The 24,196-nt window shown below is 71.1% G+C and carries 29 protein-coding genes and 1 riboswitch; of the genes, 7 read left to right on the top strand and 22 right to left on the bottom strand.

Annotation, left to right across the window (positions count from 1 at the left end):
- Positions 1–5: 5 nt before the first annotated feature.
- Entirely contained in the window at positions 6–962 is a 957-nt protein-coding gene (locus tag A3G1_RS0129155; protein WP_245563620.1) for a glycoside hydrolase family 191 protein, read from the bottom strand.
- Positions 963–1,117: 155 nt separating this feature from the next.
- Here A3G1_RS0129155 and A3G1_RS0129150 point away from each other — a divergent pair, with 155 nt between their 5' ends.
- Positions 1,118–2,242 carry a cytochrome P450 gene (locus tag A3G1_RS0129150; RefSeq protein WP_018353045.1) on the top strand — a complete coding sequence of 375 codons (1,125 nt, stop codon included), beginning with the start codon at positions 1,118–1,120 and terminating at the stop codon, positions 2,240–2,242.
- A gap of 20 nt (positions 2,243–2,262) precedes the next feature.
- Here the strand turns inward: A3G1_RS0129150 and A3G1_RS39940 are convergent, their stop codons facing one another.
- The 12 genes from A3G1_RS39940 to A3G1_RS40940 all read right to left on the bottom strand — a co-directional run bounded on the left by A3G1_RS39940 (position 2,263) and on the right by A3G1_RS40940 (position 13,124).
- Positions 2,263–2,850, bottom strand: coding sequence for a Uma2 family endonuclease (locus A3G1_RS39940; RefSeq protein ID WP_018353044.1), 588 nt, complete (start codon positions 2,848–2,850; stop codon positions 2,263–2,265).
- 173 nt (positions 2,851–3,023) lie between these two features.
- A complete protein-coding gene (locus A3G1_RS0129140) occupies positions 3,024–4,055 on the bottom strand; it encodes a hypothetical protein (protein ID WP_018353043.1) in 1,032 nt (343 codons plus the stop codon).
- The gene (locus A3G1_RS0129135; protein WP_018353042.1) at positions 4,052–4,915 is read right to left on the bottom strand and encodes an ABC transporter ATP-binding protein; all 864 of its coding nucleotides are present in this window, start codon (positions 4,913–4,915) and stop codon (positions 4,052–4,054) included. Before A3G1_RS0129135 ends, A3G1_RS0129140 begins: the two co-directional genes overlap by 4 nt.
- On the bottom strand, positions 4,912–5,304 hold the full coding sequence (locus A3G1_RS0129130) for a GntR family transcriptional regulator (RefSeq protein ID WP_018353041.1): 393 nt from the start codon (positions 5,302–5,304) through the stop codon (positions 4,912–4,914). The genes A3G1_RS0129135 and A3G1_RS0129130 overlap by 4 nt, the downstream gene beginning before the upstream one ends.
- Before the next feature lie 142 nt (positions 5,305–5,446).
- Positions 5,447–6,001, bottom strand: a complete 555-nt coding sequence (locus A3G1_RS0129125; RefSeq protein WP_018353040.1) for a DUF7676 family protein — start codon at positions 5,999–6,001, stop codon at positions 5,447–5,449.
- Positions 5,998–7,650, bottom strand: coding sequence for an ATP-binding cassette domain-containing protein (locus A3G1_RS39935; protein WP_018353039.1), 1,653 nt, complete (start codon positions 7,648–7,650; stop codon positions 5,998–6,000). The genes A3G1_RS0129125 and A3G1_RS39935 overlap by 4 nt, the downstream gene beginning before the upstream one ends.
- Complete coding sequence (locus tag A3G1_RS0129115) at positions 7,647–8,690, bottom strand: FecCD family ABC transporter permease (protein ID WP_018353038.1); 1,044 nt, start codon at positions 8,688–8,690, stop codon at positions 7,647–7,649. Before A3G1_RS0129115 ends, A3G1_RS39935 begins: the two co-directional genes overlap by 4 nt.
- Positions 8,687–9,868, bottom strand: coding sequence for an ABC transporter substrate-binding protein (locus A3G1_RS0129110; RefSeq protein WP_018353037.1), 1,182 nt, complete (start codon positions 9,866–9,868; stop codon positions 8,687–8,689). Before A3G1_RS0129110 ends, A3G1_RS0129115 begins: the two co-directional genes overlap by 4 nt.
- A 125-nt stretch (positions 9,869–9,993) precedes the next feature.
- A riboswitch (cobalamin riboswitch) is annotated at positions 9,994–10,181 on the bottom strand.
- 86 nt (positions 10,182–10,267) lie between these two features.
- On the bottom strand, positions 10,268–11,860 hold the full coding sequence (locus A3G1_RS39160; protein ID WP_018353036.1) for a S8 family serine peptidase: 1,593 nt from the start codon (positions 11,858–11,860) through the stop codon (positions 10,268–10,270).
- A gap of 173 nt (positions 11,861–12,033) precedes the next feature.
- Entirely contained in the window at positions 12,034–12,303 is a 270-nt protein-coding gene (locus A3G1_RS0129100) for a hypothetical protein (RefSeq protein ID WP_018353035.1), read from the bottom strand.
- Between the two features lie 9 nt (positions 12,304–12,312).
- Positions 12,313–12,735 (bottom strand): hypothetical protein, encoded by a 423-nt coding sequence (locus A3G1_RS0129095; RefSeq protein ID WP_018353034.1) that lies wholly within the window; start codon positions 12,733–12,735, stop codon positions 12,313–12,315.
- A 215-nt stretch (positions 12,736–12,950) separates the two neighbouring features.
- Positions 12,951–13,124, bottom strand: coding sequence for a hypothetical protein (locus A3G1_RS40940; protein ID WP_157641477.1), 174 nt, complete (start codon positions 13,122–13,124; stop codon positions 12,951–12,953).
- Positions 13,125–13,318: 194 nt separating this feature from the next.
- Here A3G1_RS40940 and A3G1_RS0129085 point away from each other — a divergent pair, with 194 nt between their 5' ends.
- The gene (locus A3G1_RS0129085; RefSeq protein ID WP_018353032.1) at positions 13,319–13,681 is read left to right on the top strand and encodes a helix-turn-helix domain-containing protein; all 363 of its coding nucleotides are present in this window, start codon (positions 13,319–13,321) and stop codon (positions 13,679–13,681) included.
- A 92-nt stretch (positions 13,682–13,773) separates the two neighbouring features.
- On the top strand, positions 13,774–14,004 hold the full coding sequence (locus A3G1_RS0129080) for a hypothetical protein (RefSeq protein ID WP_018353031.1): 231 nt from the start codon (positions 13,774–13,776) through the stop codon (positions 14,002–14,004).
- A 27-nt stretch (positions 14,005–14,031) separates the two neighbouring features.
- On the opposite strand, the gene A3G1_RS0129075 is transcribed toward A3G1_RS0129080, so the two are convergent.
- Positions 14,032–14,727, bottom strand: a complete 696-nt coding sequence (locus tag A3G1_RS0129075) for a TetR/AcrR family transcriptional regulator (RefSeq protein ID WP_085985748.1) — start codon at positions 14,725–14,727, stop codon at positions 14,032–14,034.
- A gap of 106 nt (positions 14,728–14,833) precedes the next feature.
- Between A3G1_RS0129075 and A3G1_RS0129070 the strand changes: the two genes are divergently transcribed.
- A complete protein-coding gene (locus tag A3G1_RS0129070; protein ID WP_040480210.1) occupies positions 14,834–15,364 on the top strand; it encodes a GNAT family N-acetyltransferase in 531 nt (176 codons plus the stop codon).
- Between the two features lie 9 nt (positions 15,365–15,373).
- Positions 15,374–16,162: a hypothetical protein gene (locus tag A3G1_RS37370; RefSeq protein ID WP_018353028.1), complete on the top strand. Its 789-nt coding sequence runs from the start codon at positions 15,374–15,376 to the stop codon at positions 16,160–16,162.
- Here A3G1_RS37370 and A3G1_RS0129060 read toward each other — a convergent pair.
- On the bottom strand, positions 16,159–16,734 hold the full coding sequence (locus tag A3G1_RS0129060) for an NUDIX domain-containing protein (protein ID WP_018353027.1): 576 nt from the start codon (positions 16,732–16,734) through the stop codon (positions 16,159–16,161). The genes A3G1_RS37370 and A3G1_RS0129060 overlap by 4 nt on opposite strands.
- A gap of 14 nt (positions 16,735–16,748) precedes the next feature.
- Positions 16,749–17,111: a winged helix-turn-helix transcriptional regulator gene (locus tag A3G1_RS0129055; RefSeq protein ID WP_026212644.1), complete on the bottom strand. Its 363-nt coding sequence runs from the start codon at positions 17,109–17,111 to the stop codon at positions 16,749–16,751.
- A 57-nt stretch (positions 17,112–17,168) separates the two neighbouring features.
- Between A3G1_RS0129055 and A3G1_RS0129050 the strand changes: the two genes are divergently transcribed.
- The gene (locus A3G1_RS0129050; RefSeq protein WP_018353025.1) at positions 17,169–17,783 is read left to right on the top strand and encodes an NAD(P)-dependent oxidoreductase; all 615 of its coding nucleotides are present in this window, start codon (positions 17,169–17,171) and stop codon (positions 17,781–17,783) included.
- Positions 17,784–17,827: 44 nt separating this feature from the next.
- Positions 17,828–18,985 (top strand): alpha/beta hydrolase, encoded by a 1,158-nt coding sequence (locus A3G1_RS0129045; RefSeq protein WP_211216400.1) that lies wholly within the window; start codon positions 17,828–17,830, stop codon positions 18,983–18,985.
- A gap of 3 nt (positions 18,986–18,988) precedes the next feature.
- Here A3G1_RS0129045 and A3G1_RS37365 read toward each other — a convergent pair whose 3' ends face one another.
- From A3G1_RS37365 to A3G1_RS0129015, 6 genes are all read right to left on the bottom strand, one after another.
- Complete coding sequence (locus tag A3G1_RS37365) at positions 18,989–19,381, bottom strand: ParB N-terminal domain-containing protein (protein WP_157641476.1); 393 nt, start codon at positions 19,379–19,381, stop codon at positions 18,989–18,991.
- A gap of 11 nt (positions 19,382–19,392) precedes the next feature.
- Positions 19,393–20,469, bottom strand: a complete 1,077-nt coding sequence (locus tag A3G1_RS0129035; RefSeq protein WP_018353022.1) for a hypothetical protein — start codon at positions 20,467–20,469, stop codon at positions 19,393–19,395.
- On the bottom strand, positions 20,466–21,173 hold the full coding sequence (locus tag A3G1_RS0129030; protein ID WP_040480203.1) for a TIGR03943 family putative permease subunit: 708 nt from the start codon (positions 21,171–21,173) through the stop codon (positions 20,466–20,468). Before A3G1_RS0129030 ends, A3G1_RS0129035 begins: the two co-directional genes overlap by 4 nt.
- Positions 21,170–22,180, bottom strand: coding sequence for a permease (locus A3G1_RS0129025; protein WP_018353020.1), 1,011 nt, complete (start codon positions 22,178–22,180; stop codon positions 21,170–21,172). Before A3G1_RS0129025 ends, A3G1_RS0129030 begins: the two co-directional genes overlap by 4 nt.
- A 311-nt stretch (positions 22,181–22,491) precedes the next feature.
- Positions 22,492–23,115 (bottom strand): dethiobiotin synthase, encoded by a 624-nt coding sequence (gene bioD, locus A3G1_RS0129020; protein WP_018353019.1) that lies wholly within the window; start codon positions 23,113–23,115, stop codon positions 22,492–22,494.
- Positions 23,100–24,191: an 8-amino-7-oxononanoate synthase gene (locus A3G1_RS0129015; RefSeq protein ID WP_018353018.1), complete on the bottom strand. Its 1,092-nt coding sequence runs from the start codon at positions 24,189–24,191 to the stop codon at positions 23,100–23,102. Before A3G1_RS0129015 ends, bioD begins: the two co-directional genes overlap by 16 nt.
- Positions 24,192–24,196: the final 5 nt, after the last annotated feature.

Below are 24,196 nucleotides of genomic sequence, written 5' to 3'. Positions count from 1 at the left end.
CTGGTTCATTGGCAGCTCTGGGTGATCTTGTCGAGGTCGCGGGTGGTGACGTAGCCGGCGAAGCCCTCGGCGGCGTAGCGCTCGCAGGCCTTCCTCGCGTTCTCTTTCCGGGTGGCGTAGTCGACGGCGAGCACCGTCTTGCCCTGCCTGGCCAGCTCGCGGGTCTCGGCCAGGTTCTCGCCGCAGAAGTCCTGTGTGCAGGGCACGTCGGTGGCCAGGTAGAACAGCTCCTCCATGCCGATGCCGTCGATCGCCTCGGTGTAGCCGGGGAACTTCCGCAGCTCCGGGGAGTTCTGCGGGAAGATCAACAGCTTTTCGTCGTACCGGGAGATCCGGCTGATCAGCGCCGCCATCTTCCGGCCCAGGCTGTCCCGGCTCTCCCCGCGCACCAGGGACAGGTCGATCTCCTCGTACGCGAGCGGGGTGTCCAGGTACACGCCGTCGAAGCCGGCCTCCGCCGCCTGGTCGAGCCGGGGACCGACGACCTTGTCCCACCAGGACGGCTCCCAGTACCTGACGAAGTACTCCTCCGGCCAGTCGGCCCACTGGTTGAGGATGAGGTCCTTCACGCTCGCGTACTCCGGCCGGAAGTCCTCGATCGAGCCGATCTCGAAGTACGCCAGCACCGTCTTCCCGCTGCCCTTGAGCGACCTGATCTCGTCGGCGGTGAAGAAGCCGGAGCGGGCGTCGCGGGCGAGGTCGATGACGACGAGGTCGGCCGGGGTCTTCGCGAGGGCGTCGAGCTTCCCGCCGGGGTAGTTCTGGAGCTGGTACAGCCAGTTCCTGACCTTCCGGTGGTCGGGCCTGCCGGTCGGGGGCACGGTCGCCCCCGGCGTGCCGGGGCCGGGCGTACTGCCGGACGGGGAGGCGCCGGGCGGCGTGTCCCTGGTGATCGGAGCTCCGGGGGCCGGCGTGCAGGCCGCGAGGCCCAGTACCAGCAGCAGTACCACGATCCGGCGCACCGACGCTCCCTCCAGCACGTGCCAGTGAGCTCACGAGTCACTAACCGCGATCACCCTCACACCCTCGGTGGACCTCAGGCAACCTCAAAAACGGGCATATACCTGCTAATCACCTGTCGGAAAGTCGGCAGTCCGACGTTGAATAAAGTGGTCGGGTGTGGCGTAGCTGGGAAAGAGCCGAGATCGCGGCCGAGCCGGTCTTCTGGTGGGAGGGCCATGCCGTCGTCGCCGGGCCCGCAGAGGTCCGCAGAATCCTCGCCGACCCCGAGGCCTACCGCCCGGACAACGCGCTCGACGCGCTGACCCCGCTGCCGGTCGCGGTCATGCGGGTGCTCGCCAAGTACAAGTTCAAGCTCCCGGCCACCCTGGCCAACAACGGCAGGGACGACCACCCGCTGATCCGGGGCATCGTCTTCGACGCCATGCACCCGGCGAAGGTCGAGGCGCTGCGGCCGTGGCTGACCGGCATCGTCCGCCGCCGGGTCCGCGCGCTCGGCAGCCGCCTGCGGGCCGGCGAGCCCGTCGACCTGCACGCATCCCTCACCGCCGACCTGCCGCTGCTCGTCCTTTCCCGGCTGATCGACCTGCCCGTCGACGACGTGAACCGGGTCAAGAACTTCTCCGCGGCAGCCCTCGAACTGTTCTGGGCCCCGCTGTCACCCGACCGGCAGCTCGCCCTCGCCGAGCGGGTCGGGGCCTACCACTCCGAGCTGCGGCTCATCGCCCGGCACGGCCCGGGCCTGGCCCGCGACCTGCGCGAGGCCGGCCTCACCGAGAACCAGGTGACCGCTGCGCTCTTCTTCCTCCTGGTCGCCGGGCAGGAGACCACCTCGCAGTTCCTGACGCTGCTCCTGCACCGGCTGCTGGGCTCCCCGGAGCTGCTCGCCGAGGGCTTCGACGCCGCGGAGGTCGTCGAGGAGGGGCTCCGGCTCGAACCGCCGATCGTCACGTGGCGGCGAGTGTCCGCAGTGGACAGTATGGTCGCCGGGGTGCACATCCCCGCAGGTACGTCCATCGTGCTCTGGCTGGGCGCCGCCGGCCGGCCGGTCGCGGAAGACCCCCACAATCTCGTACCCGGCCAGCGCGGCTCCCGCCGCCACCTCTCCTTCGGGGCCGGAGCGCACCGCTGCCTCGGCGCGCAGCTGGCCCGGATGGAAGCAGCCGTCGTCCTCGAAGAGGTCGCGCCACTCCTGCGCCGGGCCACTGTCCTCAAAGCCCCCAGCTACCCGGACAACCTGTCCTTCCGGATGCCCGACACCCTGGTCGTCACCCGGTCCTGACCGGTACTAGCTGGTCCTGGCTATGACAGGGTCCGCAGGTCGATCGTGATCCCGAACAGGTCTGGCAGCACCAGCTGACCAGCCGGCTGCCCGTGCGACACCGGCACGTACCGGCCATCGGCGATCGGCCCGCCCCACGCGTCTACCTGTTCGTGCGGTTCGACTCCGAGCTGGTAGAGCGTGGCCGTCCAGCCGGCCGGAGTCTCGGAGGCGAGCAGGAACCACTCGACCCCGGCATCGGCGTACTCGGCTGGCTTCTCGCGCGTGTCCGCGACGACCGAGCCCTTCGAGATCAGCTCACCGACCAGAAGCACCTCGGTGACCGGCACTGCCTCGTGCCGCCCCCTGATGGTGGTGATCGCCAAATCTGGCTCCCGGTCAGTCCGGCTGTTCACACGAACCCGCAGAGGAGAGAAAACCTCCCAGCCACTGCGGTCGGCGACACGGTCGAGTTCCACCAGGAGCCGCCTCGCCGCACGCTGATGCGGCTGGCCTGCACGAGGGGTCAGGACAAGCGCTCCGTTCACCAGTTCGACCCTGTAGCCCGGTACGTCGGGAAGGGTGTCGACCGAGAGTTCATCCCAGCGTGGAATGTCGACCGCAGTCACCGGTCGCCCCTCTCATCCCCAGCTCAGCTTGCGTACTGGAAGCCTAGTAACCCCTGTGCACTTTTGAGAACTGGCCGCGCGCTTTTGAGCGATGGGACGAGCCAAAAGCGAAGGCGGGCGGAAACCTCCGGAGCTACGGTTTCCGCCCGCCCTGTTCACCGGTCCCGGACTCGTCAGGACGGGCGGCGCCGGCTTATCCGCCAGAACGCGAAGCCTGCCAGGGCTGAGCTCAGCGCCAGGTAGATGCCGAGCTCGGCCCACTGGAAGCTCCAGTACCGGTCGCCGGGGTGGTAGCTCACGTGCTGCCGGTAGCCGAGTTCCTTCATTGTGGCGACGCACCCGGCTGGCACGCCGCGGCTGTCGGGATCCGGCGGGATGGGCGGCAGGCAGGCCTTGCCCACGGCGGCGGGCATGACGGCGGGGTTGCCCTTCGCGTCGACCGTCTCGTTGGCCAGCAGCCAGGCCGCCTTGTCCGGCAGCTGCACGGTGACAGTGACTCTCATGTCGTCCGTGATCGACAGTCCGTCGATGACGCTTTCGGTGATCTCGATGGTGGTGTCGACCGGCTCGAGCAGGTGCGGCCGGACCGCCAGGGGCATCACGAGCTGGACCACGGCGAAGGCTGCCAGGGTGAGCGCGATCGCCGGCATGGTTCTGCGGACCAGGATCCCGACGGCGGCCCCCAGCACGAAGGCGAAGGCCGCGTAACCGATCGGGGCAAGGTCGCGGGTCATGAACAGCACCGGGCTCAGCCGGGCGACCTCGCCGGCGGATGCCTTGTCGAGCGGGCTGGACCACCAGGTCACAGCGGCACTCGCCAGCCCGGCCGCCGCCATCGCCGCCAGCCCGACCACGCCGAGCTTCACGGCGAGCCAGCGGGTCCGGGTGATGGACTGGTTCCAGACCAGCCGATGCGTGCCGGCCTCGAACTCCCTGGTCACCAGCGGTGCGCCCCAGAACAGGCCGATCAGCGCCGGAAGCAGCACGACCACCAGCCCGATCCCGACGTACGGCGTCGAATGATCGTCGAGAAACTGCTGGGCGAACTTCTGGCAGGCGGACTGGTCTCCGCAGGTGGCCATGCCCGCCCGGTAGTCGCTGGCCACGCCGGGGCCGGTCACCGCGAGGGCCGCCGCCAGTACGACCAGGGCACCGAACACGATGCCCGCCTGCACCCGGAACTGCCGCCAGGTCAGCCAGATCATGCCGCCACCTCCAGTGCGGGCCTGCCCATGTGGGCCAGGACGATGTCCTCCAGGCTGACCTGGCTGGCCAGCCATCCGGGTTCGCTGATCGGGGTGGCTGACCGGACGAGCAGGGTGCTCTGCCGTCCGGTGTGGCTCGCGGAGATCACCTCGGCGCCCTCAGGCGGATCCTCGCGGCGTACCCCGGTGATCAGCCAGTGGGTGGCCAGCAGTTCCTCGACCTCCCCTGCCACCTCCAGCCGGGAGCTGACGAGCAGGACGAGGTAGTCGCACACCCGCTCCAGGTCCGCGAGCAGGTGCGAGGACATCACCACGCTGAACGCGTGCTCGGCGACGGCCTCCATCAGCGCCTGGAGAAACTCCCGCCGGGCCAGCGGGTCGAGCGCGGCCACCGGCTCGTCCAGGATCAGCAGCTCGGGCCGCTTGGCGATGCCCAGGGTCAGTGCGAGCTGTGCCCGCTGGCCACCGGACAGCTGCCCGGCCCGCTGGCCGTGGTCGAGGCCCAGCCTGCGGAGCCGCTCCTCCGCGACGGCCTGGTCCCAGCGCGGATTGAGCTTCGCGCCGAGCCGGAGATGCTCGCCGACGGTCAGCCCGGCGTAGGTCGGCGTCTCCTGGGCGACGAAGCCGACCCTGGCCAGCTGCTCGGGGCGGTCGGCCGGGCGGCTGCCCAGCACCTCGATGGTGCCGGTTGTCGGCGTGAGCTGGCCGGCCATCAGGTTCATGAGGGTGGTCTTGCCGGCTCCGTTCGGGCCGACCAGGCCGGCGACGCGCCCGGGAGGGATCTCCAGGTCGCAATCGGACAGCGCCCAGCGCCGACCGTACCGCATGCCCAGACCCTTGGCCGCGATGACGGGGGTCATTCGTTCTCCTCTGTGACGGGGGTGCGGAAGGTGCTCAGGAACAGGGCCTCGATGCTCTCCTCGTCGAGCCCGGCCTTGCGGGCGGCGGCCAGCCAGGCACGCAGTCCCTCACGGAGCGGGCCGTGCGCGGCGAGCGACTCGTCGGCGAGTGTCGCCGTCACGAACGTGCCCACCCCGGGCTTTGCCGAGGCCAGCCCGTCGCGCTCGAGCTCGCGGTACGCCTTGAGCACGGTGTTGGGGTTGATCGCCAGCTGAGCCACGACCTCCTTGACCGTGGGCAGCCGGTCGCCGGCCTCCAGCACGCCCAGCAGCAGCGCCTGGCGGACCTGCTGGACGAGCTGGAGATACGGCGAGACGCCCGACCGGCTGTCCAGGTGGAACTCGATCACGCCCTCAACTCCATTCATCTAGTTCCCTAGTACAATAGGCTTATGAATATTTGGGTTGTCAAGTGTCGGCGCGAAAAGGGCGTGGTGGTCAGCGCTCGCACGCTGACCACCACGCCCTTCGTTCCCGCCGTACCCGGCGGCTTCACCTCGCGTGACTGAACCCCTTGCCGGTCCGGTCCAGCGGGTCGGGCTCCAGGCCGAGGTACGCGGCACGGAGCTCGTCCCACGCCGCGAGCCTGCCGAAGTCGGGAGCGTCGAGGATGTCCTGGGTGTCGGTCAGGAACGGGCTGGGCAGCATCACCGTCATCTGCTGCTCGTCACGCCCGTTGAACAGCCGTAGCCCCCACGTCGTCGGAGCCTGGTCGCGGCCGATGCCCCGGTACAGCTCGGCGCGGGAGGTGCGGCGGATCGCGCCGAGTTCGGGGCCGCTGGCCGTGTGCTCGCCGATGCACAGGTGGAAGTGCCATCGTCCGAAGTCGACAGTGACGTAACCGTCCAGCATGCTGATCCGCACCGGGGCGTTGGGGGCTGCGACCTCCCAGGCCGCGCCCTGGATCAGTACACCGAAATGGATGTGCTCCCAGTGGTTGGTGAACACGTCCGTGACGATGGCGAGCAGGGTGTCCTGGTCGGCGGGCAGGTCCCAGACGTGCTGGACGCCCGTGCCGGGCTCGTCGGTGATCCGGTAGGTGGTCATGCTGGTGTCTCCTGTCGTGTCGCGGGCAGCGGGCAGTTGCCGCAGTAGCCGCCGGACGGGGTTCGGTAGTAGAGGCAGCAGCTCCGCCGCAGGGTGCCGTCGAGGGTTCCGGCGAGCGGGGGCATGGCCAGCAGGGCGGCGTGCACGGGTTCGAGTGCCGGGTCCCCGATCACCCGGACGGCTCCGGAGAGCGCCGCGGCGGCGTTGCCCCAGAGCAGCCCCTCGGCGACCTTGCCCCGGCTCCGCAGGCCGGCGTGCAGCGGCCGGAGGTGCCCGTCGATCACGATCCGGGCGAGTAACACCGGCGCCTCGCCCAGCGGTACCAGCCAGCCGCCCTCGCCAGGGGACAACGCGACCGGGCCCTCCTCCGGGTACTCGTACGTCATGGGGTCGAGGTCGGGCAGCACCCCGCCGGCCGAGAGCGCGCCCAGCGCGAGGGACCACAGGCGCGCGGCGTACCCGAACTGCATGGTGGACGCCGCGACCCGCCACTCCACCTCCCCGAGCCGGGCGCCCACCACGCGGACCGCTTCGCCGGGGTCGGCGTAGAGCTCCGCCACCGGCGTACCGGAAAAGGCCTGTGACCTGAAATAGGCGCCGAAGCTGGCGGCCCCCGCCAGAGCTGGACCACAGCCGGCCCGGCGGATCGCCCTCGGCGCGTGACCGAGTGCCCTGGCCCAGGCCGACACCTCGCCGAGGCTGCCCAGTGGGGTCCGCACGCCGTCGGCCAGGCCGACGTGGCCCGGGGCGATCTCGATGTCAGCCTCGCCTTCCACCGGCCGCCAGCCTTCTCTGGCAAGCGCCCGGCCGAGGATCGCGGGGTCGCCAGCCGTGATCCGGACCGTGCCGCCAGCCGGCGCCGGTGGCACGAAGGTGCCGGAGGCCGGATCGAAGACGAGGTCATCCGTGTCGAACGTTGCCGCGATCTGCCCGCCGACGGCCAGTTCCTCCGGCGTGCCGCTGTGCATCTGGCCGTCCCGGTCGACGAGCCACACGTGGTCGGCCGTGCGCAGCGCCAGTTCGAGGTCGTGGCTGGACACGAGAACTGCCAGGTCCCTGTCCCGGGCGAGCCGGCGCAGCAGGCCCGTGAGCGCCACCCTGGACGGCGCGTCGAGGAACGCGCTCGGCTCGTCGAGCAGGATCAGGCCCGGCTCCTGGGCCAGGGCCCGGGCGGTGAGGACCCGCTGGCGTTCCCCGTCGGACAGCTCCGCCGCCTGCCTGTTCGTGAGGTGCCCGGCGCCCACAGCCTCCAGCGCCCAGCTGACGACGGCGTGATCGGCCTCGGTCAGCGCCCCGGTGAACCCGGTGTGCGGATGCCTGCCGAGGCCGGCCAGCTCCCGCGCCGTGAGCAGGCCGGGATCGACCCGGTCGGTCAGCACGACGGCCATCCGGCGAGCCCTGTCCACATCGGACAGCGTGGTCAGGTCCTCGCCGTCCAGTACCTGCTCGCCGCCGAGGGCCGGTTGCAGGCCTGCCAGGGTGCGCAGCAGCGTGGACTTACCGGTACCGTTCGGCCCGAGCAGCACGGTCAGCTCGCCTCGCCGGGCGGCGGCGTCCAGCCCCGACAGCACGGTCGTGGCCCTGCCCCGCCGCTTGTAGCCGACCGCCAGGCCACTGAGGACCAGGCCGTCCGGGGTCGGGGCGGTCACGAGACCGCTCCGTCCAGGCGGCGGGAGCGCAGCAGTACCACGATCACGATCGGCGCGCCGACCAGCGCCGTGACCACGTTGATCGGCAGTACTCCCCCGCCCGGCAGGTGGGAGGCGACCGAGCACAGCAGCGCGGCGACCGCTCCGCAGAGCAGGGTCGCCGGCAGCAGTACCCGATGGTCGGACGTGCCGATCAGCCTGCGGGCCACGTGCGGGACGGCGATGCCGAGGAAGCCGATCGGCCCGCAGAAGGCTGTGACGGCCCCGGCCAGTACCGAAGCGCCGAGCAGCGTGACGAGCCGCGCCCTGCGGACGTTCAGGCCCATCGTCCTGGCGTAGTTCTCGCCGAGCAGCAGGGCGTTGAGCGGCTTGGCCGACAGCCAGGCCACAGCCAGCCCTGCGAGAGTCACCGGCCCGAAGACGCCCAGGTCGGCCCATGTCGTACCGGCGAAACTGCCCAGCCCCCACGCCACGAACTGCTGGGCTCGCAAGGGGTCCGTCCACGTGAGCATGAGGCTGACCACCGCCGTGGCGGCCGCGCCGGCCATCACGCCGATCACGAGCAGCGTGACGGCCGAGCGGACCAGCCGGGACAGCGCGAGAATCCCCGACAGCACGAGGGCCCCGCCGAGCGCGGCGGCCCCGACCGTGCCGACCCGGCCCGCCGCGGCGAACCCGGCGGTGAAGCCGCCCGCCGCCGTGCCGGCCCCGGTCACGACGAGCGCCACACCGAGGCTCGCACCCGAGCTGACGCCGAGGGAGAACGGGTCAGCCAGCGGGTTACGGAACAGCGTCTGCATCTGGAGGCCGGCCACACCCAGCGCGGCACCAGCCAGTGCTGCGGTCAGCGCACGCGGCAGCCGTACCGACTCCACCACCACCGTCCAGCGTGGATCGTCGGGTGCCAGGCCGACCAGGATGCGCGCGGTCTCGCCCAGCGGCACGGCGACCGAGCCGGACGCGACCGCGACCACCACGGCCGCGAGCAGGCTGGTACCCAGGACCGCCAGCACGGCGGCCCTGCGGGCACCCGGGGTCACGCCGGGACGGGACGGTAGAAGGCGAAGGTGTGCCCGGGCGCCAGGTCCGGGTGCACGATCGCGAACAGGTCGGCCAGCACCAGGTCGGGGCGGGTCACGCCACGCTCCCAGTAGTCGTTACCGCCGCCCGGGCCGATCACCAGCGTGTTCGACCAGACCTTGCCGGTCTTCACGGCTGCGAGTTCGCCGTACCGCGCGTCGGCCTTCCTGGCGTCGGCGAGCGTCTTCCACTGGCTGTCGGCCAGCCAGATCGGCGACTGGCCCGCCTGCGCGTACACGGCCTCGAAGGACAGTTTCAGGCTGCCGGTCTCCGTGCCGCCCGACCAGGGGTAACTCGCTCCGGCGTCGGCCAGCAGCCTGGCCATGTACGAGCCGCCGGCCGGCATGTACCAGGTGCCCTGGTTCATGGTCCCGGGCAGTACCGGCGTCTTCGCGGTGGCCTTCGCCGCCTTCGCCACGACCGCCGTGTAGTCGCGTTCCACCGTGGCGAACGCCGTGGCGGCCTTGCCCTCGTCGCCGGTCAGCGCCGCCATCACCTTCAGCCACTCGGCCCGTCCCAGCGGGGTGCTCTCCAGCCACTCGGCGTTGGCGAGCACCGGCACGCCGGCCTTGCGCAGCGTCGCGTACTCCGGCTTGTCCGTGCCGCCCGTCATGAGGACGTCCGGCTTCGCGACGATGACCTGCTCCGCGTCGAGGGTGTTGTTCGCGCCGTACTCGGCGACCTTCTTCTCCGCGATCCGCTTCCTGACCTCCGGGTTGACCACGAAACCGGCGTTCGACACCCCGGCGAGCACGTCGAGGCGGCCCAGGTCGGCCAGCAGCGGCAGGTGGGTCGTCGAGCCCGAGTACAGGCTGCGCACCGGGGTCTCGATCACCTGCGCGCCCGGCACGTCCGGCTTGGGAGCCCCGCACCTGAGCAGCACATAGGACTCCGGCTTGCCCTGCGGGTACGGCTGCTGCACGGTCAGCACCTGATAGGACTTCTCGTACCGCAGTGTGAAGTTCTTCGCGTGGGTGATCGCGGACTTGACCGGGAAGTAGTCCTTCGCGGGATCGAAGGCCGTCAGGCAGCCCCGGGCGTCAGCGGCGGTGCCGGTGCTGACGGGGTTACTACCGCAGCCGGGCAGCAGGACGGCTGCCAGCAGGACGGCGAGTGTTCTCCGGATAGTGATCGTCATCTGGGCTCCAGCCAGTCGTCGCGGGCTCGGGCAGCACCACGGGACCAGCCGGGAAGTAGCCAGCAGGCAGCGAAGAGGCCATGACAAGGCCGTCCTCTCTCGGGGAGATCCGCCCCGGGTGCGCGAGGTGACGATGACGTGAGTCTCCTGACTCCCGGATCATCACCTTGCCCCGGCCTTCGGCGAACCTCACGGTTCCCTGGCCTCACTCGGGACTCGGCTCCCCGGTCACAGTGGCGGGACCGTGCCGGACTCACACCGGCTTCCTCGCTCGCCATCGCCTTGAACGCTGCGACTATGCCAGCAGCACAGCCCGGAGCACAACTGCCGGGCATGAAGCGGGCGGGCGGGAACCTCCGGAGTTATGGTTCCCGCCCGCCCTGTTCACCAGGCTTCCCACTACCCCTCAGTTGCGGGATGCCCGGTCACCAGCCCGGCGGCACGCAACGCCGAGCGGAGTACCGCGACCGTCGCCACCGGGACCGGAGTCGGTGGCCGCAGTGCGGCGTACTGGGCCGTCAGGCTGGCCTGCGGCGGTGTCAGCCCCAGCGCGGTGACCGCGTCGGGGATGCCGAGGGTACGGCGGCTGGCGTGCAGGAGCTGCCTGGCGCGCTCGGCTCGGGCCGGGCCTGCCAGGCCTTGCATGTGGGGGCTGTGCGCGAGCAGCAGCCCGGTCAGCGCGGTGATGATCGAGGCGGCGACCCCCGTGCCGTCCAGGGCCGCGACCCCGCCCGGAGCAGCGGAGACGACCGCGACACCTGGAGCGGCCACGCCGGCCTGGCCAGCGAACCGGGGACTGAAGTAACCGTCCACTGTGGGCAGACTACCAAGCTGGGTGGCGTGGTAGCTATCCGGTGGGTAGGTACCCAGCCGGCCCGCCGCTGACACACCGATCACCCCGGGCAGCGCGGCCGGGAACAGCGGCGGCCCGGCCGTGTCACCGGCGGCGGCGATCAGGACGATGCCCTCCGCGTGGGCCTCGGCCAGCTTGTGGGCGGTGAGCGCGGAGTAGCCGGTCGTTCCCGCTCCGATGTGGAGGATGTCGGCGCCGGCCGCGATCGCGGCGTCGGCCGCCTCGATCAGGTCACTGAGCCGCCCGCCGGGCAGGATCTTGTACGCGTGCAGCTCCGCCTCCGCCGCGAGGCTGCCGACCAGGGCAGCGGCGTGCGTACCGGAGCCCAGCACGTCCTCCTGCCACGACTTGTCGTCCTGCCCCGTCACGTCCCGCCCGGCCTCGATCCGGCCGGCCAGGTCGGGGTGCGCGGTGGCGGCACCCGATTCGAGCAGGGCGATCCGCACGCCACGGCCCCGGTACGAGCCGGGCAGCCGGTCGAAGCCCATGGCGCTGGAGTGCCAGGCGACCGCGGGGTCGATCCGCTGGCAGACGACCGGGTTGGCCGCCGAGCCGGACAGCTCCGGCCTGCTCAGCCAGGCGCTCCACAGGTCGGCTTTCGGCCGGACGTACACCCCGTGGATTCTTGCCATCGCCGCGGCCGGCCCGGTGATCGCCACGCGGCCGTCGGCGTCGGTGATGCCGGTACCGGGGCCGCCGAGCAGGTGGACGGCCACGCCGGGTACCGGCAGGCCCTCCGGATCGCTGACCGCGAAGGTGACCGTGGTTTCCTCGCCGGCCGGGCCGGTACCCGGGTCGGGGAAGGCCAGGCTGGGCACGCCGGTGGTCAGTGACTGGTCGGGCTCGACGTGGTACTTGCCGTTCACGGCGAGCACCGCCGCCCGGTCGGCGGTCAGCTCGGCGACCGCGATCTGCGGGTACCCGCTGCCGGAAGCCGGGCTGATCGTCCGGACGATGGTCAGCCCCGGTTCCTTGCTGAGCTGTTCGAGGGCCCGGCTGTGGCCGTCGGGCGGGTACGGCGAGATCAGGTACCGCTCGGGGCGCGGCCCGAGCGGCTCGGGCTGCCTGGCCCGCGTGCTGGCCGGCCTGGCGGCGCTGTCCTTGCGCTGCGCCTTGGCCGGCGTGGGTGTCTGGCTCATCGTTCGTCCTCTCCGGATGTCCTGGTTCCGGTGTCCGGCCGGCCCGGACAACGCCGCCTGGCCGGCCGGGGCGAGGCTTGCGGGCACCGCGCCCCGCCCCGGCGGCCCCGGCCGCGGACGGCTGCCGGGGTGCCGGGAAACGAGGAGCGGGAAAACAGCAGACGAGATCGCGGCTACAGGGGCGGCAGGGTCGGGAAGGCCCAGCGGAGCCGCTGGAGTTCACCGACGACGCCGAGCACCTGGCCGGTGCAGGCCTGGTACTGCTGGGCCGAGTAGAGCTGCGCCGCGGTGATCAACGGCGGTACGGCACCCGTGACCTGCGGCGCGATCGGGCCTGCCGCCTCCAGCCACCGGTAGGTGTGCAGCAGGAGCGCTGCTGCCTGCTGCCGGGCGGCCTCGATGGCTGCCCGTTCCGCCAGGCTCGGCACGGGATACGCGCCCATGCTCACTCCCTAGTAGAGGAACGGACGCTGCTGCGGGCTCTGGCCAGCCGGCGGCTGGAAGGGCAGGCCGGACTGGAACTGCTGCTGCGGCTGGTACTGGTGCTGCTGCACGGGCGGGAACTGCTGCGGCGAGAAGCCGAACGGTGGCTGCTGCTGGAACTGCGGGTACGGCGAGGGGAACACGCCATACGGCTGCTGCGGGACCGGCGGCCCGAAGAACGGCGGCACCGGCTGCTGGTACTGGGAGAACTGCGGGAACTGCGGGTACTGACCGAACTGCTGAGCCTGCGGGAACTGCTGGCCCTGCTGGAACGGCGAGGAGTACTGCGGGAACGGGGAGAACTGGACCGGCCCCGGGTACGGCAGGGGATACTGCTGCTGCACCGGCTGGTAGCCGTAGGCCGTGGGCTCGAATCCGGGCTGGATGGACATATCCGCCTCCATTCCGATTATATTGGACGCACTGTCCAACCTCATTGGACAGTAGCGACGCCACCCGGCCCCCGCAAGGGTTGATGACTGCCAATCCCCGAGTCAACAGCATCCGCACCATGAGCACAGAACACGAGCCCGGCAGAGGAACGAGAACGGGGCCTGCGGAACGTTCCGCAGGCCCCGGAGCCAGCCACGAGAGCCGGCGCGGGCAGTCAGTCGGCCGGGCAGCGCGAGCAGGTCACCCGGCCACTCGAGTCGACGCAGCACAGCTGCTTCACGCCCTCGTCGCCACGGCACCGGCCGTACCAGCAGGTGGCCGCGTCGGCCCGGGCTCCGGGCACGACCAGGTTCAGCAACCGGTCAGCGAGCCTGGATATCATCGACATTCTTCACTCCCCTGTTCACGCCGCCCGGGCACCCGGCGGGCGGAAACAGACCGCTGGACTAGCGGACAGCGGCAGCATGGCCCAGATATCGAGCCAAGTCAACATCTCGCCTGCGCATAACTATCTGGCCTGTCCAGGGGTAACCTTTGTTATCAGCTGACCGCCCTGGCCACCCCGAGGCACCGTTGAACGCTTTGCAGCAGCTCATCCGCTCCCGGATGGACGAACGCCGCTGGTCGTACGGAGACGTCGCCCAGCGCGGCGGGTTGCCCCGGTCGACGGTGCACCACATCGCGACCACCGGCAAGCTGACCCGCCCGCCGAATCCGGCCACGCTGGAGCGGCTGGCGGCGGGGCTGGAGGTCTCCCTGGACATCGTCCGGGCCGCGGCGGCCGACGCGGCAGGCCTGAGGACGTGGCGGGAGCCGGTGACCGATCCGGAGATCGACGTGCTGGTCGCGGCGGTCACACAGCTCGATCCCGAGGACCGGCGCCACGTGCAGGCCCTGGTCGAGTCCCTTCTGGACAATGCCAGGCGGCGCACGGATCATGCCTGATCCCGATTTTGCCGGAGTAACCCTTACGTAACAGCCCGTTAGGGGCCTACGGTAGACAGGGAATAGCGCCGATCTCCGTTAAGGGGGAGCCGATGCGGGTCGTGCGCTGCTCGACGCTGCCCGTGCTGGTCCGGATCGCCGACCGGGATGACATCCTGCTCGCCGTGCCAGCTGGGCTGTCAGCAGAAGACGTGCTGTCTATGGCGTTCCTGGTGCTGAGCACCGAGGAGTACACCGAGCTGCGGGGCAAGCTCGGGCCAGCAGTGTCCACTGTGGCCGGCGGGCTGCCCGTGCCCCGCCGCCCCGTCGTCAGGAGGCCGTGACCAGCGCGAGCCCCGACTCATCCCCCGTCACGCCGCGAGCCTGCGCAGCCACTCGCGGAGCATCGCCGCCTCGGCGGCGGTGAGCCGCCCGGCCTCCGCGCTCCCGAGCCCGGCTTCGAGGGCGATCGCCTGCGCGGCGAGGCTGGAGACCTCACCCGGGCCAGCCCCCGTGGTGGTCACGGCGGCCAGCACCGCCTCCCTGGTGCGCGCCGCCATATCCAGATCCAGCTGCTCACCGCCGCCAGCGATGAGGTGCAGGGTCACGCCGGCCGAGGCCGCGTGGATCATGGCGGCGGCCGTCTCGGCGGGCACGGTCAGCCGCCCGGCTCGCGCGACTGCCTCGACCAGGTCCAGCAGCATCCTGTACGCCTCGGCGGTGGCACCCGGCCGCCTGCCCGGTCGCGTGCTGCCGTAGATCAGGGCGTAGAACGCCGGGTTGGCCAGGCCGAAGCCCACATGGGAGTCCCAGCCACGCCGGAGATCCCCGACCGGGTCCCCTGTGGACGGTGCCGCGCCCTTCGCCGCGAGGTACTCGGCCATGCCGTGCTCGACCACCGCCTCGAACAGGCCGTCGCGGTCGCCGAAGTAGTGGTACAGCGTCGGCGCGCCCACCCCGGCCGCCGCGCACACCGCCCGGGTCGACACGTGCGCGCCCCCAGACTCCGCAAGCAACTCGGCCGCCGCGCGCAGAATCCGTTCCCTGGCACCCACATCGCCCGTCATACGCCTCACCATAGCGCTGCTCGCCCTGCGCTATAGCGTTGTTCGCACAGCCCCCGGCACAGGTATTCAGTGGCGTCAGCCCTTGCTGTGGCCAATCATGGCCGCCATGCAATCCATCGACATCCACTCATTGACCTCGGCCGGCATCCCCGAGATGGCACAGGCGTTCGCGGTGCTCGGCTGGCCAGGCAAGACAGCCACTCACTACGAGCAGTACCTTGAAGCACAGGCCGCCGGAACCCGCGCCGTCCTCGTGGCATCCGTGGAAGGCGCGTTCGCCGGCTACGTCACCGTGCTGTGGAACAGTGGCTATGTCCCGTTTCGCGACGCGGGGATTCCTGAGATCTCGGACCTCAACGTCCTACCCCACTTCCGGCGGCGCCATGTCGCGACCGCGCTCATGGACGAGGCCGAGGCGCTGATCGCGACCCGGAGCTCCGTCGCGGGGCTCGGCGTCGGCCTGTACCCCGACTACGGGCCGGCACAGCTCATGTACGTCAGGCGCGGCTACGAGCCCGACGGGCGCGGAGTCGCCTATGGGTTCGTCACCGCGGATCCCGGCGCGATGGTCCGGGTGGACGATGACCTCAACCTGATGATGACCCGGGTGCTGCCGCGTGGCGAGGCGGCGACCTAGACTCCGCTCATGCGGAAGGTCAGCACACTCATCAGCGTGCTTGCCGCCGGGACGATGCTGCTGGCTGGTTGCGGGGGCCAGCCGGCGGCCGGTCCGGCGGACACGGGGGTAGCGAGCGCGGCGCCGGTCATGGCGGAGGTCGCCGGAGTCAGGCCGGGTCCAGCCGAGGACACGTTCGTCGTCGACCTCAGCCTCCCCGCAGGCAAGCCCGGCTGCGCCAGGGATCCCAAGGCCACGAACGTCACGGAGGAAGGTGAGACGATCTTCGCCAGCTTCGTCTACTCGCCCGGCTACAGCTACGACACACTCCGCGTGTGCGCAGAGAAGACCACGGTGCCGGTGACGGTGAAGGTCAGCCGCCCTGTCGGCACGCGGACCCTGTCTCTCAACAGCATCCCCGGCAGCCGATGGACGCAGGAGGCCGGGGCCTTCCGGCGCTGCCATGACACGCTCGGCTGCAAGCCGCCGGCCGACCACTGCGATCCGCTGTGGATCGATCTGGTGGTTGGCACGATGGACGTCCCGGTCAAACGCATCCGCGGCGTGCGCACGGTGCGCGGCTGCGAGCAGAACTGGCTGGTCTTCGACCTCAACCCCGCCGCCGGTGACTGCCCGCCCGCCGAGGGTGCCGCGACTGCGTGCTCTGTGCCCAGCAGGACCCGCAGGGTGTACCTGCGCTGGGACAGCAACGGCTGGAAGGAGTTCGCTACCGGGAAGTCCGCTGGCTGCGCGGACGCCCTCGGCACGGAACCCGCGTTCCCGGCCCGCCTGTGCGAGAACCTGCCGGCCGTGACCTAACCGGCAGCCAGGAACACCGACGCGCACACGCGCTGGAAGTCGTCCAGTGGCAGGGCCGCCAGCTCGGCCGGGTCGGCGAGGTAGCTGCGCAGTTCCCAGCCGCCCACGTCGTCCGTCCAGTTCTCCGGCTGGTCTGCGGGCTCCGCGACGGCCGCGCCGAGGACAAGCTGGAGGAAGTCGGGGCTGGGGTATGGATAGCCGGCCGGCGGGGGCACGAGGTGCTCGAAGTGGAGGAAGCCGACCGGGGCCAGTGAAGCCGGGTCGATCTTCCAGCCGGTCTCCTCCAGCACCTCACGGGCCGCGGTCTCGCCGAAGCTCTCGCCGCCCTCCCTGCGCCCGCCCGGCCAGATGTGCGTGTCGCGGGGCGTCTCACACACCACCAGCCGCCCGGCGACGCTCACCAGGCACCGCACCGAGGTGACCAGGTGCTCCGGCAGCCGGAACGCGCCGAGGTGGCCGGAGATCCGGAAGGGCAGCGGGGCCCCGTGCCAGTCCCACTCGTCCTCGGTCACCACGGACGGCTCGCTGCTCGCCAGGATTCCGGCGAGTTCCGGGTCGCGGTCTGCGTCCACTGTGCCTGTTCCTCTCAGGATGCCGCCGCCTCGCGGGCGTCGATCAGCTCGTCCCAGTGTTCGGCCGTCCACGCGCAGGCCACGTCCATCGGGGCGAGCATGCTCCGGCCGAGGGCTGTCAGCTCGTACTCGACGTGGCGGATCGGGCCGGCCATCTCGGTACGGCTGATCAGCCCGTCGCGTTCCAGTGTGCGCAGTGACTGCGTCAGCACCTTGGCCGTGATACCGCGCAACGGCACCCGCAGCTCGGAGAACCGGCGCGGGCCGCCTTCCAGGCAGCGGATCACCATGCCGCCCCACTTGTCGGCGAACCGGATCGGCGACAGGTCGGACGGGCACACGGGGTCGAACATGTCTGGATCAAGGGGCGCGCGCACCCTGCCAGGCTAGCTGGTACCCGGAAGGTAACCAGGCCCCCCGATAGCGTCCCCGTCATGACTGACACGAAGAAGCAGATTGTGGTGTTCGGGGCTGGCGGCCGGGCCGGGCGGGCGATCGTCGCGGAGGCGGCGAGCCGTGGCCACCAGGTGACGGCGGTGGTCCGCGACCCGGCCAGGCACGCAGGCCTGGCTGCGGCAGGCGTCACCGTCCGTGCCGGGGACGTGGCCGACCCGGCTGCCGCCGCCGGGCACGACATCGCCGTCAACGCCGCAGCCGACCTGGCCGCCGATCCCGGTACGTTCTTCCCGGCCGCCGCCAAGGCCCTAGCTTCGTCCACTGTGGAGCGGGTGGTCAGCGTCGGCCTGGCTTCCGTTCTCGCGGACGCCACCGGGACGCTGCTCATGGACACGCCCGGCTATCCCCAGGAGTACCGGGGGTTCTACCTCGGGCACGCTGCCGGTACCGCTGCGCTCGCCGCCTCCGGTGCCGAGTGGGTCGTGCTGAGCCCGGCCGGGGACTTCGACCACGCTGGCGGGCGGACCGGCCGGTACACGATCACGGCCGGTGACGCGGGCAGCCGGGTCTCCTATCCCGACTTCGCGGTCGCGGTACTCGACGAGATCGAGCGCCCCGCGCACAGCCGGACCCACATCGGCGTGGGCGGATAGCGCATTACCACCCATATCCCCCCGCCGTGCGTCATCGTGGAGGCATGAGACGGGTCGGGCGTGTCGCGCTGATGGTCGTTGCCTGGGTACTGGCCCTGGTCCTGGCACTGTTCACCTTCGTCATCGTGTCCCGGGCGATCCCCTGGCCGCTGATCCTGGTGAACAGCCTCCTGAACAGCCAGGGCCTGTACCTGATCCCCGCAGGGCTCCTGACGGCCGGCCTGGCCGCCTACCTCTACCGGGACGGCGCGCGGCGTACCGGAGCCGTGGCCGGAGCCATCGCCGTCATCACCACCATCGCGGCCTGCGTACCGGTCGTCGCCGTGTGGCGGGCCGCCGACCGGTACGGCGCGTCCCTGTCGCTCGGCGCGTACCTCGACGGCGGGGACAACACCGGCAAGCCGGTCGAGCCGGCCAGCGTCGTCTACAACGAAGTGGACGGCCAGCAGCTCAAGCTCGACGTGAAGCTCCCGGCTGGCGAGGCCGCGGCTCCCCGCGCGGCTGTCGTGTGGGTACACGGCGGCGGCTGGAACGTCGGCGACCGTGGCGAGGCTCCGTTGTGGCACAAGTGGCTCAACGAGCGCGGGTACGCCGTCTTCGCCATCGACTACCGGCTCGCCCCGCCGCCTCGCTGGGACCAGGCTCCCGGCGACGTGAAGTGCGCGGTCGGCTGGGTCAAGGCACACGCTGGCGAGTACAAGGTCGACCCGGCCCGGGTGATGCTGGCCGGCGGCTCGGCCGGCGGGAACCTGTCGCTGATGGGTGCGTACTCCGACGACCGGGTCAAGCCCAGCTGCGCCGTCACCGACACCTCCGTCAGGGCCGTCGCGGTCTTCTACCCTCCGGTCGACAACGCCCAGGTGTGGGAGGAGAGCGGATTCCCGCAGGTACGGACCTGGGCGCAGAACTACAACGGCGGCAAGCCGGACCAGGTGCCCGACCGGTACAGGGCCGGATCACCGATCACCTACGTCCGGCCGGGGCTGCCGCCGACCCTGCTCATGCACGGCAAGCGCGACCACATCGTCCCCTACGACCAGTCACCGGAGCTGGACGCGGCCCTCACCAGGGCTGGAGTGCCGCACAAGCTGGTCTCGATCCCGTACGCCGAGCACATCTTCGACTTCGCGTGGGGCGCCTGGGGCACGCAGATCTGCCGGCACGTGCTGGGCGAGTTCCTGCGGGAGCACTTCCCCGCCTGACGCCTAGAGGGTCGCTTCGAGCCAGGCAGGCATCGGGCGCAGCCGGTCCGGCTCGGGGTCGGAGGGGAAACGGACCGCGTCCAGGTGTGTCATGCCGAGCAGGTGTGCCTTCGCCAGCCGGTGGAAGCCGTCCAGCAGGTGGCCGTCAGCCGACAGGATCACCGGGTGGTCGAAGCTCGCCCGCTCGATCCGGCGAGCGTGCTCGACCAGCTCACGAACGGTGAGCCGGCCGTAGTTCTCCGGGGTGCCGTGCCAGCCGACCCGGTCGAGGTCGGTGAACTCCTCCAGCGGCACCCGCTCGACCGGCAGGTCGCGGGCCAGGTCCCACAGCCGGGCCACGTCCCAGATCCGCAGCGGGGCGCCGTCTTCCGGCCGGGAGGAAACAGATCCACTCACGGTCGCAGAGATTAGCCCAGCGAGCGCAGATCCAGGAAATGCCAGGCCAGGGTCTCGTGGTCCCCGGTGGACCAGAGCAGATAGCCGTCGCGGTGCATGATGCTGTACGTGTCGGCGGCGACCTGCACCGTCCGGCCCGTCTTCACGTCGTACAGCCACAGGCGCAGGGTCACGCCGGTCGCGTTGGAGGTACCCGGCGTGGTGTAGAACTCGAACCGCTCCAGCGCCGCCACGGCGAACCCGACCGGCTGGGCATCGTCCCCGCCGATCCGGCGTGGCTCCGAGCCATCGAGTTTCCGCAGCTCCAGGGCCGTCCCGCCCGGTACTGGCGTCATCGCACGGCACCACACCGGCCCGCAGGTGAGCCCCTGCTGCGCCGCCGCCGGGATCGTCCGGCGTGCCTCCGTCTCCACGTTCACGACCTCGATCGGCGTACCGGGTGCGACCGGCCCCGTCGTCGCCCACGGCCACTCGGACAGCGCCAGGCTGCCCGGCAGGCGCTTGGCGGTCACCGGGCCGCCGGTCAGCGCGACAGAGCGGAACTCGGTGACGGTCGTGGTGTCCGGTACGGAGGAGACCCAGTGCAGGCGGCCGTTCGCGACCTGGAAGTCCCAGGCGGAGCCGAACAGCAGCGGGCTGCCGGTGTCCGCCGTGACCTCGCGCGGGGCTCCGCCGGTCAGCGCCGCGGCCCAGATCGCGTACTTCACCTTGCCCTGGTCGTCGGTGTTGCTGCGCAGCCAGAAGATCTCGGCCTCCGTGAGCGCCGTCGCGTCCACTGAGGACAGTTGACCGGCAGGCACGAGTTCCCGGAAGGTGTCCCCGATCCGCAGCACGAAGGACGGTGCCTTGTTGTCGGGCGCGAGCATGCCCGCCGAACCCTTGGCGAACAGCATCGAGGGGTTGTACGTCTGGCCGTCGGGCTGCACGGCCGGGATCTGGCCGGTGACGGCCTTCGGCCACGCCGCCGCGAGGGTGACCGGCCCGGCCGGGGACCGGACCTCCGGGGTGGCCGGTGCTGGGAGGGCGAGCAGGGCGATGGTGGCGGCCACGGCCACGCCGGCGCCGATCTTCAGCCGGAGATCCGTCATGACTCGTACGGCTTCTTCGGGGCCGCGATCTGCGTCAGCGTCTCGACCTGGAAGTACGGGATCGTCTCGTCGTTGATCTGGTCCTTGCCGCTCCTGGTGCTGTACTTCCCGGTGACCTCGACCCACTGGTCGGCCTTGAGCCCGCCCGGCACCTGCCCGGTGAGCCCCACCTTGACCGGCCTGCCGTCGGCCGCGCAGCAGGTGATCCGCATCCGGGCCAGGTACAGGCCGCCGTCGGGGGCTGTCATCAGGAAGCCGGAGAGCTTGAGCCTGCGGTCGCCGAGCGTCTTACCGCTGTCGAACACGGAACGGCTCGCGTAGTCCAGCACGGACAGCCTCACCGGGTCGCCGGCCGGCAGCGGCGGGAACTCGGCCTTCTCCGGCGCGGTACCGAGCGCGCTGCCACTCCGCGCCGCCGAGAAGCCGCCCAGGGCCGGCGGCGCAACCAGCAGCACGGCGAGCAGCGGCAGGAGGAGCAGCCAGGCCGCGTCGAAACTGTGCTCGTGCTCGTGGCTCTCCTCCCGCTTGCCACGGTAGACCGCCACCAGGCTCAGTACGGCGACGGTGACCAGGACCCCGCCAGCCACGTACAGCAGCGGGAGCATGCCCTCCTTCACGTACCTGACGTACGTGCCGTCGATCGAGATCTTCAGCAGTGCCCCGCCGACCAGCAGCAGGATCACCGAGTGCGTCGCTTTCCTCACCACAGCAGCGCCCCCACGGCGACCGAGACGAGCACCGCGACCACGAACGTGGCCGGCGCGAACCGGAACGCGAACTGCCGGCCGAACGAGCCGATCTGCATCGCGAACAGCTTGATGTCGATCATCGGGCCGACCACCAGGAAGGCCAGCTTGGCCGTCCAGGAGAACTCGGTCAGCGAGGCCGCGACGAAGGCGTCGGCCTCCGAGCAGATCGACAGGATGACCGCCAGCCCGGCCAGGGCCAGCACCGACAGCACCGGGTTGTCGGCGACGGCACGCAGCCACTCCGGCGGCACGGTCACGTTCAGCGTGGCCGCTGTCAGCGCGCCGATCGCCAGGAACCCGCCGGCCTGCGTCATGTCGTGCCGGGCCGCGGCCAGGAACCCCGCGAACTTGCCGCCCTCGTGGTGCTCGTGCCCACGTGGCAGCCTCAGCCAGTCCTCCTTGCCGAGGCGGAGCCACAGCCAGCCCATCAGCACCGCCGTGACCAGGCTCGCCGCCAGGCGCGCGCCGACCATCTTCAGGTCGCCGCCGAAGGCCACCCCGGTCGAGACCAGGACAACCGGGTTGATCGCGGGCGCGGAGAGCAGGAAGGCCAGCGCGGCAGCCGGGGTCACGCCCCGGCGGACCAGTGCCCCGGCGACGGGTACGGAGGCGCACTCGCAGCCGGGGAGGACGGCACCGGCCGCTCCGGCCACCGGTACGGCGAGAACGGGATGGCGGGGCAGCGCCTTCGCGAAGAAGGACGGCGGGACGAAAACGGTGATCGCGGCGGACAGCAGGGTACCGAGGACCACGAACGGGACGGCCTGCACGGCGATCGACACGAAGACGGTCGTCCAGCTCTGGAGGACGGGCGTGCCGCCCATGACTTCGCCGATCACGACACGCAGGGCGAGCGCTGCGAGCAGGATCGCGGCGAGTACCTCCACCGACCTGACCCGCCTGCGGGTCGCCGGTGGCCGGACTGGCCGCTCGGGTTCGGTGAGAACGAGCTGTTCGGGCACGGTGCGAGGGTACAAGAAAAAACACTTGGCACCCGGTAGGGAAAACCCTTAACGTTGCCCTCGACAAGAGAGAGGAGGTGTCCTGAGTTGTATAGCAACCGGACTTTTGAGGTGGCTGCTCGTTAGCTGCTAGTCCTCTTGGACTTCTCGAAGGTCGAGGCCGGACGCGGTGCTGTGACCACGAGCAGACATCTGACCCCCGGGGTGCTGGTTTAGTCCAGCCGGCCCGCTGCTTCACGAAGCGCGGAGCGCCCCGGGGGTCGCCTTTTGCCCCCTGGATGCCGTAGTGGCTACCAGGGGGCTTGTGCGTGTCAGACCCAGTGCTGCGCGCCGGCCCGGAACTCTTCCGGGGTGAGCGCGTCAGCGTTCTCCGGGACCGCGCCGATCAGCGGGGGCAGGTCCTCGCGGTTGGTGCGGTGGACCAGCTCCGGCTCGGCGGGCCAGGCCCCGATGATCACTCCGGCCTCCAGGCCCCGGCGTTCGAGGGCTTCGAGGGTGAGCGCGGTGTGGTTGAGAGTGCCCAGGCCGGCCCGTGCGACCACGACCACGCGGGCGCCCAGCTCCTGGGCCAGGTCCGCGATGGTCCAGCCGTCCTCGCCGAGCTGGACGAGCAGACCGCCGGCTCCCTCGATCAGCACGAGATCGTGGTTGAGGCCTTCCACGGCCTTGACCACCTCCCGCATCGGCAGCGGCGGCAGGCCGGAGACCCGGGCCGCGGCGAGCGGGGCGAGCGGGTCGGGATAGCTGGCCAGGGTCACCGTCTCCACCCCGGCGAGCCGGGCGACGACTCCGGCGTCGTCATCCCCGCCGGTCTGGGCCGGCTTGACCATGATCACCGAACGGCCTGCGGCTGCGGCCTTCGCGGCGAGCGCCGCCGTGACGATGGTCTTGCCGACCCCGGTGTCCGTCCCGGTCACGATCACGAGGGAGCGCACTCGCTCACCACCTCCAGAGCACGATCAAAATCATGATTGGGTACGCCTGCGTTGATGGTCAGCCGCAGCCGTGCGGTGCCGTCCGGCGTCGACGGCGGCCGGAAGCAGCCGACAGCCACGCCCTGGATCCGGCAGTCTGCCGCCCAGTCCACGGCGGCCTGCGGCGACGGGGCCGGGACGGAGAGCACTCCCCCGGCCGGTTCCGGTACGCCGAGGGCGACGGCAGCTTTGGCCGCCCGTTCGTGGAGCACGCCACGGGCCAGCTCGAAGCCGCGCGCGAGGTGCAGTGCCGCGCGGGCACCGGCCACGACGGCGGGTGGCGGTGCCGTGTCGTAGATGAACGTCCGGCCGGTGTCGACCAGGTGCGCGCGGAGGGCTGCCGGGCCGAGTACGACGCCGCCGGCCGCGCCGAGCGCCTTGGACAGCGTGGCGGTGACGATCACGTCGGGCTCGCCGGCGATCCCCGCGTCGGCCGCTCCCCCGGAGCCCTGCTGGCCGATCACTCCGAGGCCGTGCGCGTCGTCGACCAGGAGCAGCGCCCCGGCCGAACGGCAGGCGGCGTGCAGCTCGGCGAGCGGGGCGAGGTCGCCGTCGACGGAGTAGATCGACTCGACGACGACGATGCAGTCGGCGTCCAGTGTGGACGGTACCGAGTTGTGCTCGATCACCTCCACCGTCGCGCCCGACGCCCGGCACCCGTCGATCAGCGATGCGTGCGCGTGCGCGTCGGCGAGCAGCCGGGTCCGCTTACTCGACAGCGCCTTGAGGATGCCGAGATTCGCCAGGTACCCGGAGGAGTAGACGAGGGCCGAGCCGAAGCCGGTCCACTCCGCCAGCTCCGACTCCAGCTTCTCGTGCTCGGCCGTCGTACCCCGCACGAGCCGCGAGCCGGTCGCGCCCAGCCCGTACCGCGTGAGGGCCTTGGCCGCGGCCGTGATCACCTGGGGATGGCGGGACAGGCCGAGATAGTCGTTCCCGGCCAGGTCGATCGCGTCGCCGTCACGGGGGGCCGTGCGCCGGGTCAGGCCGGCCTTGGCCCGCAGCGCCGCCTTGCGTTCGAGCCGTTCCCAGGTCACAGGAT

The organism is Longispora albida DSM 44784, from assembly GCF_000379825.1.
GTDB lineage: Bacteria > Actinomycetota > Actinomycetes > Mycobacteriales > Micromonosporaceae > Longispora > Longispora albida.
The sequence above is the reverse complement of the archived record's forward strand: the minus strand, read 5'-3'. Positions and strand labels throughout refer to the sequence as shown.

What these genes read in the sequence shown, in the direction of transcription:
- A3G1_RS37370 (WP_018353028.1), top strand. Translation starts at nt 15,374, where the DNA reads ATGCGGAAGGTCAGCACACTCATCAGCGTGCTTGCCGCCGGGACGATG.
- A3G1_RS0129050 (WP_018353025.1), top strand. Translation starts at nt 17,169, where the DNA reads ATGACTGACACGAAGAAGCAGATTGTGGTGTTCGGGGCTGGCGGCCGG.
- A3G1_RS0129135 (WP_018353042.1), bottom strand. Translation starts at nt 4,915, where the DNA reads ATGACCCCCGTCATCGCGGCCAAGGGTCTGGGCATGCGGTACGGTCGG.
- A3G1_RS0129110 (WP_018353037.1), bottom strand. Translation starts at nt 9,868, where the DNA reads ATGACGATCACTATCCGGAGAACACTCGCCGTCCTGCTGGCAGCCGTC.
- A3G1_RS0129100 (WP_018353035.1), bottom strand. Translation starts at nt 12,303, where the DNA reads ATGGGCGCGTATCCCGTGCCGAGCCTGGCGGAACGGGCAGCCATCGAG.
- A3G1_RS0129070 (WP_040480210.1), top strand. Translation starts at nt 14,834, where the DNA reads ATGCAATCCATCGACATCCACTCATTGACCTCGGCCGGCATCCCCGAG.
- A3G1_RS39160 (WP_018353036.1), bottom strand. Translation starts at nt 11,860, where the DNA reads ATGAGCCAGACACCCACGCCGGCCAAGGCGCAGCGCAAGGACAGCGCC.
- A3G1_RS0129075 (WP_085985748.1), bottom strand. Translation starts at nt 14,727, where the DNA reads ATGACGGGCGATGTGGGTGCCAGGGAACGGATTCTGCGCGCGGCGGCC.
- A3G1_RS40940 (WP_157641477.1), bottom strand. Translation starts at nt 13,124, where the DNA reads ATGTCGATGATATCCAGGCTCGCTGACCGGTTGCTGAACCTGGTCGTG.
- A3G1_RS0129080 (WP_018353031.1), top strand. Translation starts at nt 13,774, where the DNA reads ATGCGGGTCGTGCGCTGCTCGACGCTGCCCGTGCTGGTCCGGATCGCC.
- A3G1_RS0129045 (WP_211216400.1), top strand. Translation starts at nt 17,828, where the DNA reads ATGAGACGGGTCGGGCGTGTCGCGCTGATGGTCGTTGCCTGGGTACTG.
- A3G1_RS0129095 (WP_018353034.1), bottom strand. Translation starts at nt 12,735, where the DNA reads ATGTCCATCCAGCCCGGATTCGAGCCCACGGCCTACGGCTACCAGCCG.
- A3G1_RS0129140 (WP_018353043.1), bottom strand. Translation starts at nt 4,055, where the DNA reads ATGATCTGGCTGACCTGGCGGCAGTTCCGGGTGCAGGCGGGCATCGTG.
- A3G1_RS0129035 (WP_018353022.1), bottom strand. Translation starts at nt 20,469, where the DNA reads ATGACGGATCTCCGGCTGAAGATCGGCGCCGGCGTGGCCGTGGCCGCC.
- A3G1_RS0129125 (WP_018353040.1), bottom strand. Translation starts at nt 6,001, where the DNA reads ATGACCACCTACCGGATCACCGACGAGCCCGGCACGGGCGTCCAGCAC.